Consider the following 14743-nt stretch of genomic DNA (forward strand, 5'->3'; position numbering starts at 1 on the left):
AACAATATAAAAAGCTTCCGTAAGGAACACTCTTTACGGAGCTTTTTTAACTACGGGCATCGTCCAATGGTAGGATACCGGTCTCCAAAACCGTTGATCAGGGTTCGAATCCTTGTGCCCGTGCAAATATAAATTATGAGTTCATTTGTCGATTTTTTAAAAGGTTCTTATAACGAATTCAGACATAAAGTTGAATGGCCAAAATGGGCTGACCTTCAGTCTTCTACAATTGTAGTGACTATTGCGACAGTTATTCTGGCTTTATTTACCTTTGGAGTTGATGAATTGTTTTCAAAAGCAATCAGCAACATAATAGGAATGCTAATCAACTTGTTCAATTAATAATTAAGTATTTTCCATAATGAGCGAATTGAAATGGTATGTGCTGAAAGCAATCAGCGGACAGGAAAATAAAGTGAAAAACTATATTGAGACAGAAATCAAACGTCTAGGGTTTGAACAGTACGTTACTCAAGTGGTTATTCCTATGGAAAAGGTAATCCAAATTAGAAACGGTAAAAAAGTTCCTAAAGAGAGGCCTTACTATCCTGGATACTTGATGATTGAAGCTGACCTGATGGGAGAGATTCCTCACGTTATTAAAAATATCCCTGGAGTTATTTCTTTCTTAAGTTTAACAAAAGGAGGTGATCCTGTTCCAATGAGAAAATCAGAGGTGAACAGAATGCTTGGAAGAATGGATGAACTTTCAGAATTTGCAAGCGATGTTGAAATTCCTTATGTAGTAGGTGAAAACGTTAAAGTAATCGATGGACCTTTCAATGGATTCAATGGTACAGTTGAGAAGATTCTTGAAGACAAAAAGAAAATTGAAGTTTCTGTATTGATCTTCGGTAGAAAAACTCCAATGGAATTAAGCTACATGCAAGTAGAAAAAGTATAATACATTACTTATAAAATATAAAAAGACTGCTTTAAAGCGGTCTTTTTTTATATATATTCTTTTCAAATTTTTTTTGGTGATGAATTGCTTATTATTTAGTAATTCTGTAATCCTATTAATTCATAATGAAATATTGGAACTTAGTTTTTATATTTTTTCCCTATTGTTAGAGTTTTTTTAAGTTTATTAATATTATTTTGTTGATTCTCAAATTTCGCAACTCTGTGGGTTACTTCTATAGTGTACTTTGCTTTAATTTAATTATCACCATTCAGTGATCATACTTTCTTTTTAAGCATTGAGTTTTTTTTAATTGCTTATTTCACCTTCAGATGGCATACTTCTTGCAACCAAGCTGTTAGCTAATCCATAAAATTTTATATTTTTTATTTCATGCACTGGTAACAGAGGTATGGGTAATTTATGTTATTAAATAAATATAAAATTCGGATCAGTTATTCAAAACACAAGCTTTTATATAAACACATAACCCAATGACAAAAATTATTTCGATGATCACTCTGGTGGGTACATCTGTGCTCATAAGTGCGCAGGTTGGTATCAATACTACGACACCGGAAAAGGAACTTACCGTGAATGGTACTATGAAGACATCAGGAATTGTTTTCAAGCAACCTCTGGAAAAACTGAAAGCGGACGAGAATTACACTTTCATTATTAAGTCTCCGGCTCCGGAAAACAAAATTACAGCGTACAATGATTCTTTTGTACCTAATTCACCGGCACCTATTAATCTTATTCAGTTCAAAATTACCTGTGATCCTACAGATAAGGATTGGGTGAATCAATTTGACACAAAGATCAATTCCAGTAAGTTTTTGGTGGTAATCTCTTCCTTTGGATTTACACAGCCTACAAGAACGTATTCTGCAGATTGGCTTACACCAATGCCTCAGATTTTTGCCTACTCTTCAGGAGGAACATGGAAGCTTAAGGCAGATTACCAGGGATTCGCCCCTGATAATTCTTTTCCTACAGGTGTCTGGACACTGAACTTATTGGTGTTTGACAGATCGTATGCCAAAGATTTTAATTCAACCCAAAGCCTTAGTGGGGCAGCTACTGGTGCTGCAACAGCTCCATTAATTCAATAAAAACATAAACTCTATGAAAAAAATTATTGCGATACTCTTCACGGGTTTTGCTGCTTTAAGCATAAATGCACAAGTAGGAATCAATACTGCAACACCTAAAGGAACTTTGGATGTTGAAGGGGAAACATTAGTAGAATCCTATTTAATAGATACTGAAAATACAAAGGCAGGCGGAAATTATCTTCTTCTTACCCGATCAAAAGATTCTTCGCCGGTAGGTAAGGTAAAGCTGCTGGATATATCGCTCCGTAATGTAGCACCTGTAAATATGTATAATGTTGTATTGAAAAATGTGAGACAGGATGAAGTTGTGAATCTCAATACAGGATTAGATGCGAGTAAATATGTGGTGGCTATTACAGGTGCTGTTTTTACTGGAGCGGTTTCGGCAGCGAATACCACCACCAGCCCAAAATCGTACGGTTCCTATGCCACTGAAATTACACAGGTAACCAGTGGAGGTAAAAAATACCATGCTATTAATTTAGCTTTTAAAGGAGCAGGAACTGTTTCCTCCATCAATGGAACCTGGACACTTACCTTAAATGTCTTTGAAAAATCATTAGTGAAAGACTGGGGAACTTTTAACGGTTCTGTTTCTGCATCTGCTTCACCGGGATATTCTGGAGTATCAACCAATACGCCTTTAGGGCTTCAATAAAAAAACTATGAAAAGAAAAATTTATATCGCAATAATCATGTGCCTTGGGATATTTTTGAATGCCCAAAAAGGAAAAGTAGGGGTGAATACAGCTAATCCTACAGAAACACTTGATGTTAACGGAAAGACCTATACGAATTCTTTGTACTTGAGAAATCCGGGAGAGCCTACCATGACAGGAGGTAGCTTTTTAGCAACTTCTCAGAATGCTTTACAGTTGTATGATCCGGCTCTGGAAAGCAGCGGACTGTTCAATTACCTTAAGCTTACTCTTACTGGTGTACCTGGGACAGGAATTACAGATTATGATACTAAAATTGATGCCACCAACTTTTTGGTTATACTTCACAACTATTCATTTAAGCTGAATGATGGAAATACCAGCGTAATGCTTGATTACGGAGATAATGGTGTGAATGATAATAAACAGGGCTCACCGGATGTAGTAGCCTTCAAAAGTAACGGAACATGGCATATAAGAGCAAGATTTACGGATAGCAGAATGATTGCAACCAATACAAGTACACCATCAAGAACTTATAACAACTTTACGGTTGATCTTTACCTGATGGCCTATAGACGATTGATTGAAAAACAAAATATAAACGACATCAATGATGATCTTGGAGGAAATGACGGTTCTACAAAAACAATTAATAAACCTTCCGGTTTTTAATCAATCTTTCCTTTTAAAAATAAAAAACGGTTATTTAATGCAAATAACCGTTTTTATTTTTCTGGCTGTATTTTAAATTATACAATTATGGGTAATGATTTTTTTTCTAAAACTTTTTAAAAATCAGTAATTTCCGTTTGCTATTTCAAAAATATTTTATACTTTTGCAGTCCAAAAAGTAGGTTTATTGTTATGTGAGTGCATAACCTACTGAATAATAAATGCTTCCAAACTCATTAATTATTCAAATTTAAAAAACAAACAATGGCTAAGAAAGTCTTTAAAATGGTAAAGCTTCAGGTGAAAGGTGGCGCAGCTAACCCTTCTCCACCAGTAGGTCCAGCATTGGGTTCTGCAGGTGTGAACATCATGGAGTTTTGTAAGCAATTTAACGGAAGAACCCAAGATAAGCCAGGGCAAGTTTTACCTGTAGTAATTACAGTATACGAAGACAAATCTTTTGAATTCGTTATTAAAACTCCACCTGCAGCGATCCAGTTAATGGATGCAGCTAAGATCAAGGGAGGTTCTGGTGAACCAAACAGAAACAAAGTAGGTTCTGTAACTTGGGAACAAGTAAAGAAAATCGCTGAAGATAAAATGGCGGATCTTAACTGTTTTACAATGGATTCTGCTCTTTCTATGGTTGCAGGTACTGCTAGATCTATGGGATTAAGAGTAACAGGAACAAAACCAACTAACGCTTAAAACTTAAAGAAATGGCAAAATTAACTAAAAAGCAAAAGGAAGCTTTAAGCAAAGTAGAAAAAGGAAGAATCTATAACCTTGAAGAAGGTTCAGCTCTTGTAAAAGAAGTGAACACTACAAAGTTTGATGCTTCAGTAGATATCGCTGTAAGATTAGGTGTAGACCCAAGAAAAGCAAACCAAATGGTAAGAGGTGTTGTATCTCTTCCTCACGGTACTGGTAAAGATGTTAAAGTATTAGCTCTTGTAACTCCAGATAAAGAAGCAGAAGCTAAAGCTGCTGGTGCTGACTATGTAGGTCTTGACGAATATTTACAAAAAATCAAAGAAGGTTGGACAGATGTTGACGTAATCGTTACAATGCCAGCTGTAATGGGTAAATTAGGTCCATTAGGTAGAGTATTAGGTCCAAGAGGTTTAATGCCAAACCCTAAATCAGGAACTGTAACAATGGAAATTGGTAAAGCAGTAACTGAAGTTAAAGCAGGTAAAATTGATTTCAAAGTAGACAAGTATGGTATTATCCATGCTGGTATTGGTAAAGTATCTTTCGATGCTGCTAAGATCAAAGAAAATGCTCAGGAATTAATCCAGACATTGATCAAAATGAAACCAACTGCTGCTAAAGGAACTTATGTGAAGAGCATCTATTTGTCTTCTACAATGAGCCCAGGTATTGCAATTGATACTAAATCTGTTAACTAATAATAATCCTTAAGACAATGACAAAAGACCAAAAAGTTGTAGCAATACAAGAGATCAAAGATTTGCTTCAGGATGCAAAAGTAGTATACGTAGCAGATTTAGAAGGTTTGAACGCTGGTAAATCTTCAGATTTCAGAAGACAAGCTTTCAAACAAAATATCAAAGTGAAAGTTGTAAAAAATACACTTTTACAAAAAGCAATGGAGCAAATTGAAGGAGTAGATTACTCTGAAATGTTCCCATCTTTCAAAGGAAACTCAGCGTTAATGATTGCTGAAACAGCAAACGCTCCTGCGAAATTGATCCAAGGATTCAGAAAGAAAGAAGAAAAGCCAGCTTTAAAGTCTGCTTTTGTTCAAGAAACTTTCTACGTTGGTGACAATAACCTAGATATGTTGGCTAACATCAAGTCTAGAGAAGAAATGATCGGTGAAATCATCGGATTACTTCAGTCTCCAATCCAGAGAGTTGTTTCTGCTCTTCAAAATAAATCTGAAACTGTAGAAGCTCAAGCTGAAGAAGCTGCTCCTGTAGTAGAAGAAACTCCTGCTGCTGAAGCTCCAGAAGCTGCTGCAGAAAGCACTGAAGAAACAAGTGCTGAATAATTACACTCAAAAAATTAAATAAATAATCAACAAAAACATTACAACAATGTCAGATTTAAAAAATTTAGCTGAAACGCTAGTAAACCTAACTGTAAAAGACGTAAACGAATTAGCTGCTATCCTTAAGGATGAGTACGGAATTGAGCCAGCTGCTGCTGCTGTAGTTGTTGCTGCAGGTGGTGCAGGTGATGCTGCTGAAGAAAAGACTGAATTCGACGTAATTCTTAAGTCTGCAGGTGCTTCTAAATTAGCTATCGTTAAATTAGTAAAAGATTTAACTGGTGCTGGTCTTAAAGAAGCTAAAGATATCGTAGACGGAGCTCCTGCTGCAATTAAGCAAGGTGTTTCTAAAGACGAAGCTGAAGCTCTTAAGAAGCAATTAGAAGAAGCTGGTGCTGAAGTAGAATTGAAATAATTTCAATTGTATTATAAATATAGAAGCCCGGGCATTTGCCTGGGCTTTTTTGTATGTAAGTAATTGTAAATGTGATTCTTATTTTGTAACAGTATTTCAATATTTTTATTTCTGATTTTAATATATCTTTTTACGGTTGAATATTATTTAATAATTAACATAATATTTTAATAGTATTTTTAATATTGGTTATTTTGTGTGAATTTTTATTAATAAAATATTGTTTTGGTTGAAAAAATATTATATTTGTATCGAAAAAAACACAATATAATTGGAGAGAAATTATTTTCTTTCCTACGGCCATAAGATTACACTTTTGTTGCTTCTGGCAGCTGTAGGAAAATTAAACACTAAGTTGATATCTGTAATGAGAACAAAACCTGAGTTATCATATCGTACAGATATTAAAAATCATCTGCAGGATTACTTAGCCGATGTTTCTGTTCATCTGTGCTCTGAAACCAAAAATGACGGGTCTGTTTCCGAATGTCTCTCTGCTCATCAAAAGGAAACTCATATATTTTATGATGAAGATTCTCAGTCTAAACTCCCTATCTTTAATACTACAAAACTTGTAGCCATATCAAATAAATGGAGCTATTCGTATCAGCAATATACGGAGAACGTTTGCCCAATATTTAAAGGCATTAAAAAGTTCTACAGCAATTCCATAAAACTGGTTGACGGTTTTAAATTTATCATCAAAATTCCTGATAAACCAGTTCTTTCCCTTATTCCATAACATTCCTTACAATTTTAAGCACCTTCTTACAGCATAAGCTGTTATTTCATTTATGATTTAGATGAGAATGCCTGAGAATTGCCCTTTCAAAAAAAAACACATTTACATAAAAACAGCAAACATCATTAGAAATGAAAAACAAATTATTAACCATCGCTCTGTTATCACTAAGTTTTCCAACATTCGCTCAGGTAGGGATTAATATTAACCAACCACAGGCAACTTTTGATATCGTAGGATCACCTTCTAATCCGGGGAAACTTGACGGTGTGATTGCCCCAAGACTTACAGGAATACAATTGAAAGCTAAAAACTATACTGCAGCCCAAACCGGAGCAATAGTATATGTTACAGCAGCTGAGACTGTACCTACAGGACAAACTGTGGATGTTGTTTCATCGGGCTACTATTATTTTGACGGTTCAAAATGGAGCAGCTTAAGCGGTAGCTGGCGGCTAGTAGGGAATACTGGCACAACAGCAAGTACTGCAAACTTAGGAACTGACATCACTGCTGGAAATTATCTGGGAACAAATGACGGTCAGAACTTGGTTTTAGCAACCCAGAAAAACGTAAAAGGAATTCTGGATATTAACGGAACCTTGCAGGGAGGAAATTCTAATTCTGCATCAGGTCCTTATGCTTCATTAACATGGGGATCAAACAATATCCTTACCAACAGTACTTCCTCAAATATTGCACTGGGAAAAGATAATACCGTTTCTGCACAGGGAAATTTTCCGGCTGTAGCTATTGGATTAAACAATGCCGCAAACAATGGAGCTAAAGTAATAGGAAATAATAATACAGCAACAGGCGCTAATAACCTTGTCTTTGGAAATCTGAATACAGTAACAGGACTCACAGGGCTGACCATCGGAAATAATCACAATAACAATGGTGGGATTGCCATTGGGAGCGGAAATACCACTTCATTAAACAATATAGCTGTTGGCTCAGCAAATACAGCGACAGGGACTGAAGCTTTTGCTATAGGATTTTCAGCTCAGGCTGCTGCGGGGCAAATGGTGTATGCCAATAAGGAACATGTTTTCTTCAATAAAGGAAATGGAACAGATACCATACTGGGAATTAATATGGCTCCTACAGCGGCTACTTCTACAGGGGCCGCCCTTCAGATGAAAGGAATTGCTTCCGGCGCCAATGCGGTATGTACAGCAGCGGAAGAAGGTGCAATCCGATATAATACAACCGCTAAAGTTCATGAAGGCTGTAACGGTTCCAACTGGAAGGCGCTTTACTAACTCAATAAAAACACAAACCTTAAAAAAATAAAAAATGACCAGAAAATTATTCGAAAAGTTAGCTGTGCTGCTCATGACATTGATGATGTCAGCAGGGGTTTTGGCACAGCAGGGCTATGAACCAATCCGTGGGATGGGTGTAGAAGCAAAACCTGTCAACAATTCAGGGATATGTCTTGCCTGTTATAACGGAAGTATGAATCCCGTAGTGGATGCCAGCCTTGATAATAATGTAAGTATGGGTAATTTCGCTTCTCTTTTAAGTGGAAACGGAATCTCTGTAAAGAATAAAAATACAACTTATCCCGCGGGATATATTACCGGTTTCAATGTAGATATTGGAACAAGTTTTATCACGATAGATCTTTTGAGTTCTTTAAGAATCAGTACTTATAAAAATGGGATTCTTCAGGAAACAACTACCAGCAGTACGCTTTTGTCAGTACCTGCATTCGGAGGAAGTAAAAACAGAATATTTCTTCATTTTAAAACTTCAAAAGAATTTGATGAAGTAAGATTATATCAGACCAATGCTCTTTCTACATTCAGTGCAATGAATGTATATTATGCATTTGCATTTGATTCTGCAAAAGTACCTACGGATAACAATGGTATTTGTGATGATATCATTGCGGGAAGCGGTGTGGATGGAAATGTATCCGGAAGCAGCAGTTTTCTTGCTCCGCTTTCCTATGTTCAGAATAAAGAAAAAATAGGTGATGGGAACAAAAATTCTTATGGATCAATTGTTCTGCCAGTGGGATTATTGGGTTCTTATTCAGTAGGCGTTTTAGACAAAAATCAGACCTACCCGGCAGGAAACAGAACAGGTTTTGTAATAGAACCGGATGATCAGGGTAAACTGTTAAGTGCAGAGTTTTTAAAAAATATTACCATAGAAACTTATCTTTTTGGACAGCTTCAGGATTCAAAACAGTTGTCCGACGGAGGAGGCTTGATTAATATCAAAGTATTAGGTTATGGCTCAGGAAAACAAAAGGTTACCTTGACGACTACTAAACCTTTCAATGAAGTAAGGTTAAAAGTTACTCAAACCCTAGGATTTAATTTAGGAGCCCTGAAAGTATATTATGCATTCGAAGAACCTGTTACTTGTGATTGTGATGATAAAATCCAGACCAGTGGTTCTGCTGTACCGGGAAATCTAGTTGCAGGTACTCCATGGACTTCCGGACCAGGATTCCTCGGTCTTATTTTAGCTAAAATGACCAGTCCCGAAGCGATTGTAGATAATAATCCTTCCAATTATGCTACGGCTACTGTTCCGGCTGCCTCTATTTTCAGTCTTTTCTCAGCGTTTGCTACGGTAGGAACTAATGCAGTGCTTCCTGCCAATACAATGGCTGGATTTACTGTAGAAAAAGCAGGTAATCTTCTTGGAGTAAGTGTTCTGGAAAATATCACTGTGACATTGTACAACGGAAATATCTTGACAGATACTTTTACGAGTTCAGGAAGTCTTATCAGTGGAAATTTCTTCACAACGGATTCTAATAAATTTTATGTTGGAGGGAAATCAACAAAACCTTTTAACCGTATTAAAATCACTTTCAACAGCGGAACGGCTATTCGTATTCCTCAAAACTATTATATCTACAATGCTTTTGCAAGCAGAGATGATGATAATGATGGAGTTCCGAACTGTTTTGATCAATGCCAGGGAGGAGATGACAGCATAGATAATAACGGAAACGGGATTCCTGACTGTGCGGAAGGATGTACAGCCGTAAATGACAAATCTCCTGCACTCGATACAGATGGTGACGGAATTGTAGATGCCTGTGATCTGGATTCTGATAATGACGGAATTCCGGATGCAGTAGAAGATTTTGATAAAAACGGCAAGTTCCAGGATGATGATAATGAAGGAGATATTCTGCTGACGCCGGTATTGGGAGATTCTGTTCCTAATTATCTTGATCTTGATTCTGATAATGATGGTATCCTTGATTTATTTGAGTCTGGAATTCCGACCTCAGTCATCAATCAGATTGATTCTGATCATAACGGTATTATTGATGCAAATGTTCCAGTAGGTAAAAACGGAATTGCAGATATTCTGGAAACTTCCCCTGATTCAGGCATATTGAAATATCCACTTAAAAATACAGACGGAGATGATAAACCGGACTTTCTGGATATTACTTCCAATGGTTCAGATCCTGACCTTTATCAGATCGGAAAAGCAAACCTTGATACATTAGGAGGAGGTTTTATCTCAATAATTAATGATAAAGAAAAAGATGGGATTCAGGCTGTTGTAGATACAGATCTTGTAAAAAGAGGATCTCCGGATTCCCCACTTTCACCTTATGCTTCATTATTGAAAAATGCATCCAGTACGGCAAAAATTACTTCCGCAGAAATTATCGATGCAGTGAATGATGTAAAAGTATATCCGAATCCTGTAAAAGCAGGAGAAAATCTTAGAATTATATCAGGAGAGGAAGGTGTATATACTTTGTTTTCTGCACAAGGACAGGTTGTTAAGACAGATCGTTTTAATGCTCATACAGGTATTGATACTTCTTCACTTCCTACAGGAGTGTATATTATTAAAATAGAAACTAAATCAAAAATAAAATCTTATAAGGTTATTGTGAAATAATCATAGGATTAGCTTGTGTTGTGGAGGGGTTGCTCATATTTGGGCAGCCTCTCTTGTTTTAAGAGTCTCAAAATGAGAGGTTTTATTTGTTATTGTGGATAACTTTTTGTATCTTTGCCCCTCTTTTGGCGCGAAAAATTGTTTGTAAATTTATAAAATACTGAAAATCAACTCTTTCATTGTGGTAAACATGGAAGGGATTTCGTGTTTATAGATATTGCGGTAATATAGCCTCAAAAGTAATAAAAATATTTTGCATTACGCTGTGAAAAGATATACCAGTGTTGCAGTTAGAAAGAACTATGTACAAAGTTTAAAAGAGCTTAAGGTCCTTTGTGAGCGCCAAAAACACTTTTACCTTTTACTTTTATCTTGTTTGTTGTTCTTTTCTGATATTTTTTAATGAATCAAAATATTTTTTAACCCTTTCTTAAAAGTTTTATGAGTAAAACAAAATCAACAACTCAAGGAAATCCGAGAATTAATTTCTCATCAGCGAAAGGAAAAATCATCACTCCGGACTTTTTGGATATCCAAATTGAGTCTTTCAGAGAATTTTTCCAGCTTGATACACTTCCTGAAGCCAGAAAGACAGAAGCTCTTTACAAGACTTTCCAAGAGAATTTCCCAATTACGGATTCAAGAAACCAATTCGTATTAGAATTCTTAGACTATCTGGTAGATTCTCCACGTTATTCAATCGATGAGTGTGTGGAAAGAGGACTTACGTATTCAGTTCCTCTAAAAGCTAGACTTAAATTGTATTGTACTGACCCGGAACACGAAGATTTCCAAACAGTGGTTCAGGACGTATACTTAGGTCCGGTTCCTTATATGACGCCAAGTGGTTCTTTTATCATCAATGGTGCTGAAAGAGTTATTGTTACGCAGCTTCACCGTTCACCTGGTGTATTCTTCGGACAAACTTACCACGCAAACGGAACCAAACTTTACTATTCAAGAATTATCCCTTTCAAAGGATCTTGGATGGAATTTACAACAGATATCAACAGCGTAATGTACGCGTATATCGACCGTAAGAAAAAATTACCATTAACAACTCTATTAAGAGCGATTGGTTATGAATCTGACAAGGACATCCTTCAGATCTTCGACCTTGCTGAAGAAGTGAAAGTTTCTAAAGCTGCCCTTAAAAAAGTAGAAGGGAGAACATTGGCTGCGAGAGTATTGAACACTTGGTTCGAAGATTTCGTAGACGAAGATACAGGTGAAGTAGTTTCTATCGAAAGAAACGAAATCATCTTGGATAGAGAAACTATTCTTGAAAAAGAACACTTGGATCTTATTCTTGATGCTGGTGTGAAATCAATCCTGATTCACAAAGAAAACAGCAACGAATTCTCTATCATCCAGAATACATTACAAAAAGACCCTACTAACTCTGAAAAAGAAGCAGTAGAGTATATTTATCGTCAGTTAAGAAATGCAGATCCACCAGATGAGGAAACTGCAAGAGGAATTATTGAAAAATTATTCTTCTCTGAGCAAAGATATTCATTAGGTGAGGTAGGACGTTACAGATTGAACAAAAAGCTAGGTCTTAATATTCCAACGACAACTGAGGTTCTTACAAAAGAAGATATCATTGCTATCGTAAGACACTTAATCGAGCTTGTAAACTCTAAGGCTGAGGTTGATGATATTGACCACTTATCAAACAGAAGAATTAAAACTGTTGGTGAGCAATTAGCTGGACAGTTCGGGGTAGGTCTTTCAAGAATTGCAAGAACAATCAAGGAAAGAATGAACGTTAGAGATAACGAAATCTTTACTCCACTTGACCTTGTAAATGCTAAGACATTAACATCTGTAATTAACTCATTCTTTGGTACCAACCAGCTTTCTCAGTTCATGGACCAAACGAACCCTCTATCAGAAATTACTCACAAGAGAAGATTATCTGCACTAGGGCCTGGTGGTTTATCAAGAGAAAGAGCAGGTTTCGAGGTTCGAGACGTTCACCATACTCACTATGGAAGAATTTGCCCGATTGAAACTCCGGAAGGACCAAACATCGGTTTGATTTCATCCCTTGGTATTTATGCTAAAATCAACAGACTAGGTTTCATCGAAACTCCATATAGAAAAGTAGAAGAAGGTAAGATTAATCTTAATGCTGATCCTATTTACCTTAATGCAGAAGACGAAGAAGACAAAGTAATTGCTCAGGCAAACGTTGAATTGAGCGATAACGGTGATTTCTTAACAGATAGAATTATTGCAAGATTAGATGGTGACTACCCTGTAGTGGAGCCATCTCAGGTTAACCTTATTGATGTTGCACCAAACCAGATCTCTGGTATTTCTGCATCATTAATTCCGTTCCTTGAGCATGATGATGCGAACCGTGCATTGATGGGATCTAACATGATGCGTCAGGCCGTTCCTCTATTGAAGCCACAGGCTCCAATCGTGGGTACAGGGCTTGAGCAGCAAGTTGCAAGAGATTCAAGAATTTTAATTAACGCTGAAGGTACAGGTACTGTACAGTACGTAGATGCTGACAGAATCGTTATTAAATATGAAAGAAGCGAAGACGAAGATTTAGTACAATTCGAGTCTGCTACTAAAACATACAACCTTACTAAGTTCAGAAAAACTAACCAGAGTACAACCATTACCCTAAGACCAAACGTAAGAGTAGGTGATGTAGTGGAAAAAGGACAGGTACTTTGCGACGGTTATGCTACTGAAAAAGGAGAATTAGCTCTTGGTAGAAACTTAGTGGTAGCGTTCATGCCTTGGAAAGGATACAACTTCGAGGATGCAATCGTAATCAACGAAAAAGTTGTACGTGAAGACTGGTTTACTTCAATCCACGTAGATGAATATTCTCTTGAAGTTCGTGATACTAAATTAGGTATGGAAGAGCTTACGGCAGATATTCCAAACGTATCTGAAGAAGCTACGAAAGATCTTGACGAGAACGGTATGATCAGAATCGGTGCTGAAGTGAAGCCTGGAGATATCATGATTGGTAAAATTACTCCAAAAGGTGAATCTGACCCGACTCCTGAAGAAAAGCTTCTTAGAGCAATCTTCGGTGATAAAGCTGGTGATGTGAAGGATGCTTCATTGAAAGCTGACTCTTCATTAAGAGGAGTTGTTATCAACAAGAAATTGTTCTCCAGAAACATTAAAGACAAAAAGAAAAGAACTGAAGAAAAACTTAAACTTGAAGAAATTGAAAACACTTACAAGGCTAAGTTTGACGAGTTGAGAAATACTTTAATTGAAAAATTAAACACACTGGTAAGCGGTAAAACTTCTCAAGGGGTACAAAATGACCTGGACGAAGAAATCATCGGTAAAGGTGTGAAATTCACTCACAAGTTATTAACTTCAGTTGAAGATTATGTAAACGTTAGCGGTTCAGACTGGACAGTTGACGCTGACAAGAATGAATTGATCAAACAATTGATTCACAATTACAAAATCAAATATAACGACATCCAGGGAGTTAAAAACCGTGAGAAATTCGCAATTTCAATCGGAGATGAGCTTCCGGCAGGGATCATGAAGTTGGCTAAAGTTTACATCGCTAAGAAACGTAAACTGAATGTAGGTGATAAAATGGCAGGACGTCACGGTAACAAAGGTATCGTTTCAAGAATCGTTCGTGAAGAAGATATGCCATTCCTTGAAGACGGAACACCAGTAGATATCGTATTGAATCCACTAGGGGTACCTTCTCGTATGAACATTGGTCAGATCTACGAAACCGTTCTTGGATGGGCTGGTAGAAAATTAGGATTGAAGTTCGCTACGCCAATCTTCGACGGAGCAAGTCTTGATCAGATTACTGAATATACTGAGAAAGCAGGTCTTCCTAAATTCGGTCACACTCACCTTTATGATGGTGGTACCGGAGAAAGATTTACTCAGGCTGCAACAGTAGGTATCATTTACATGTTGAAACTAGGACACATGGTAGATGATAAGATGCACGCACGTTCTATTGGTCCTTACTCATTGATTACTCAGCAGCCGTTAGGAGGTAAAGCTCAGTTCGGAGGTCAGAGATTCGGAGAGATGGAGGTTTGGGCACTTGAAGCATTCGGTGCATCTAACATCCTTAGAGAGATCCTTACTGTGAAGTCGGATGACGTGATTGGTAGAGCAAAAACTTATGAAGCCATTGCAAAAGGTGAATCTATGCCTGAACCAGGTATTCCGGAATCATTCAATGTATTACTTCACGAGTTACAAGGTCTTGGATTAGACGTAAGATTGGAGGAGTAAGATATCAGATGTCAGACACAACATGTCAGACTACGACACTCTAACAATTTTATAAT

Annotated in this window: 13 protein-coding genes and 1 tRNA gene; all 14 read left to right on the forward strand. The window is 36.9% G+C overall.

Translation table 11 applies throughout. The features are described from left to right. Window positions 1–52: 52 nt before the first annotated feature. The 14 genes from A1704_RS20200 to rpoB all read left to right on the forward strand — a co-directional run bounded on the left by A1704_RS20200 (window position 53) and on the right by rpoB (window position 14687). Window positions 53–123: transfer RNA gene (locus tag A1704_RS20200), tRNA-Trp, on the forward strand. Between the two features lie 12 nt (window positions 124–135). After that, window positions 136–342 carry a preprotein translocase subunit SecE gene (gene secE / locus A1704_RS20205; RefSeq protein ID WP_002976410.1) on the forward strand — a complete coding sequence of 69 codons (207 nt, stop codon included), beginning with the start codon at window positions 136–138 and terminating at the stop codon, window positions 340–342. A gap of 19 nt (window positions 343–361) precedes the next feature. Then, window positions 362–904: a transcription termination/antitermination protein NusG gene (nusG, locus tag A1704_RS20210; RefSeq protein ID WP_002976412.1), complete on the forward strand. Its 543-nt coding sequence runs from the start codon at window positions 362–364 to the stop codon at window positions 902–904. 494 nt (window positions 905–1398) lie between these two features. After that, a complete protein-coding gene (locus A1704_RS20215) occupies window positions 1399–2019 on the forward strand; it encodes a hypothetical protein (RefSeq protein ID WP_062675816.1) in 621 nt (206 codons plus the stop codon). Window positions 2020–2032: 13 nt separating this feature from the next. Further along, the gene (locus tag A1704_RS20220) at window positions 2033–2680 is read left to right on the forward strand and encodes a hypothetical protein (RefSeq protein WP_062675817.1); all 648 of its coding nucleotides are present in this window, start codon (window positions 2033–2035) and stop codon (window positions 2678–2680) included. Window positions 2681–2687: 7 nt separating this feature from the next. After that, window positions 2688–3356 (forward strand): hypothetical protein, encoded by a 669-nt coding sequence (locus A1704_RS20225; RefSeq protein ID WP_062675818.1) that lies wholly within the window; start codon window positions 2688–2690, stop codon window positions 3354–3356. A 264-nt stretch (window positions 3357–3620) separates the two neighbouring features. Continuing rightward, window positions 3621–4064, forward strand: a complete 444-nt coding sequence (gene rplK / locus A1704_RS20230) for a 50S ribosomal protein L11 (RefSeq protein ID WP_047435399.1) — start codon at window positions 3621–3623, stop codon at window positions 4062–4064. A gap of 11 nt (window positions 4065–4075) precedes the next feature. Beyond that, window positions 4076–4768, forward strand: coding sequence for a 50S ribosomal protein L1 (rplA, locus tag A1704_RS20235; RefSeq protein ID WP_002976422.1), 693 nt, complete (start codon window positions 4076–4078; stop codon window positions 4766–4768). A 17-nt stretch (window positions 4769–4785) separates the two neighbouring features. Then, window positions 4786–5373, forward strand: a complete 588-nt coding sequence (gene rplJ / locus A1704_RS20240) for a 50S ribosomal protein L10 (RefSeq protein ID WP_062675819.1) — start codon at window positions 4786–4788, stop codon at window positions 5371–5373. A gap of 46 nt (window positions 5374–5419) precedes the next feature. Next, window positions 5420–5788 carry a 50S ribosomal protein L7/L12 gene (gene rplL / locus A1704_RS20245; RefSeq protein ID WP_062675820.1) on the forward strand — a complete coding sequence of 123 codons (369 nt, stop codon included), beginning with the start codon at window positions 5420–5422 and terminating at the stop codon, window positions 5786–5788. Between the two features lie 271 nt (window positions 5789–6059). Continuing rightward, window positions 6060–6530 (forward strand): hypothetical protein, encoded by a 471-nt coding sequence (locus A1704_RS20250; protein WP_062675821.1) that lies wholly within the window; start codon window positions 6060–6062, stop codon window positions 6528–6530. A 131-nt stretch (window positions 6531–6661) separates the two neighbouring features. Next, window positions 6662–7795, forward strand: coding sequence for a hypothetical protein (locus tag A1704_RS20255; protein ID WP_062675822.1), 1134 nt, complete (start codon window positions 6662–6664; stop codon window positions 7793–7795). A 34-nt stretch (window positions 7796–7829) separates the two neighbouring features. Continuing rightward, on the forward strand, window positions 7830–10424 hold the full coding sequence (locus A1704_RS20260; RefSeq protein ID WP_062675823.1) for a T9SS type A sorting domain-containing protein: 2595 nt from the start codon (window positions 7830–7832) through the stop codon (window positions 10422–10424). Window positions 10425–10865: 441 nt separating this feature from the next. Next, window positions 10866–14687: a DNA-directed RNA polymerase subunit beta gene (gene rpoB / locus A1704_RS20265; RefSeq protein WP_062675824.1), complete on the forward strand. Its 3822-nt coding sequence runs from the start codon at window positions 10866–10868 to the stop codon at window positions 14685–14687. The last annotated feature ends 56 nt before the right edge of the window (window positions 14688–14743 follow it).

It is taken from the genome of Chryseobacterium cucumeris (genome assembly GCF_001593385.1).
GTDB classification, from domain to species: Bacteria; Bacteroidota; Bacteroidia; order Flavobacteriales; family Weeksellaceae; genus Chryseobacterium; species Chryseobacterium cucumeris.

What these genes read in the sequence shown, in the direction of transcription:
- rpoB (WP_062675824.1), top strand. Translation starts at nt 10,866, where the DNA reads ATGAGTAAAACAAAATCAACAACTCAAGGAAATCCGAGAATTAATTTC.
- A1704_RS20215 (WP_062675816.1), top strand. Translation starts at nt 1,399, where the DNA reads ATGACAAAAATTATTTCGATGATCACTCTGGTGGGTACATCTGTGCTC.
- secE (WP_002976410.1), top strand. Translation starts at nt 136, where the DNA reads ATGAGTTCATTTGTCGATTTTTTAAAAGGTTCTTATAACGAATTCAGA.
- A1704_RS20220 (WP_062675817.1), top strand. Translation starts at nt 2,033, where the DNA reads ATGAAAAAAATTATTGCGATACTCTTCACGGGTTTTGCTGCTTTAAGC.
- A1704_RS20255 (WP_062675822.1), top strand. Translation starts at nt 6,662, where the DNA reads ATGAAAAACAAATTATTAACCATCGCTCTGTTATCACTAAGTTTTCCA.
- rplJ (WP_062675819.1), top strand. Translation starts at nt 4,786, where the DNA reads ATGACAAAAGACCAAAAAGTTGTAGCAATACAAGAGATCAAAGATTTG.
- rplK (WP_047435399.1), top strand. Translation starts at nt 3,621, where the DNA reads ATGGCTAAGAAAGTCTTTAAAATGGTAAAGCTTCAGGTGAAAGGTGGC.
- A1704_RS20260 (WP_062675823.1), top strand. Translation starts at nt 7,830, where the DNA reads ATGACCAGAAAATTATTCGAAAAGTTAGCTGTGCTGCTCATGACATTG.
- rplA (WP_002976422.1), top strand. Translation starts at nt 4,076, where the DNA reads ATGGCAAAATTAACTAAAAAGCAAAAGGAAGCTTTAAGCAAAGTAGAA.
- A1704_RS20225 (WP_062675818.1), top strand. Translation starts at nt 2,688, where the DNA reads ATGAAAAGAAAAATTTATATCGCAATAATCATGTGCCTTGGGATATTT.
- rplL (WP_062675820.1), top strand. Translation starts at nt 5,420, where the DNA reads ATGTCAGATTTAAAAAATTTAGCTGAAACGCTAGTAAACCTAACTGTA.
- nusG (WP_002976412.1), top strand. Translation starts at nt 362, where the DNA reads ATGAGCGAATTGAAATGGTATGTGCTGAAAGCAATCAGCGGACAGGAA.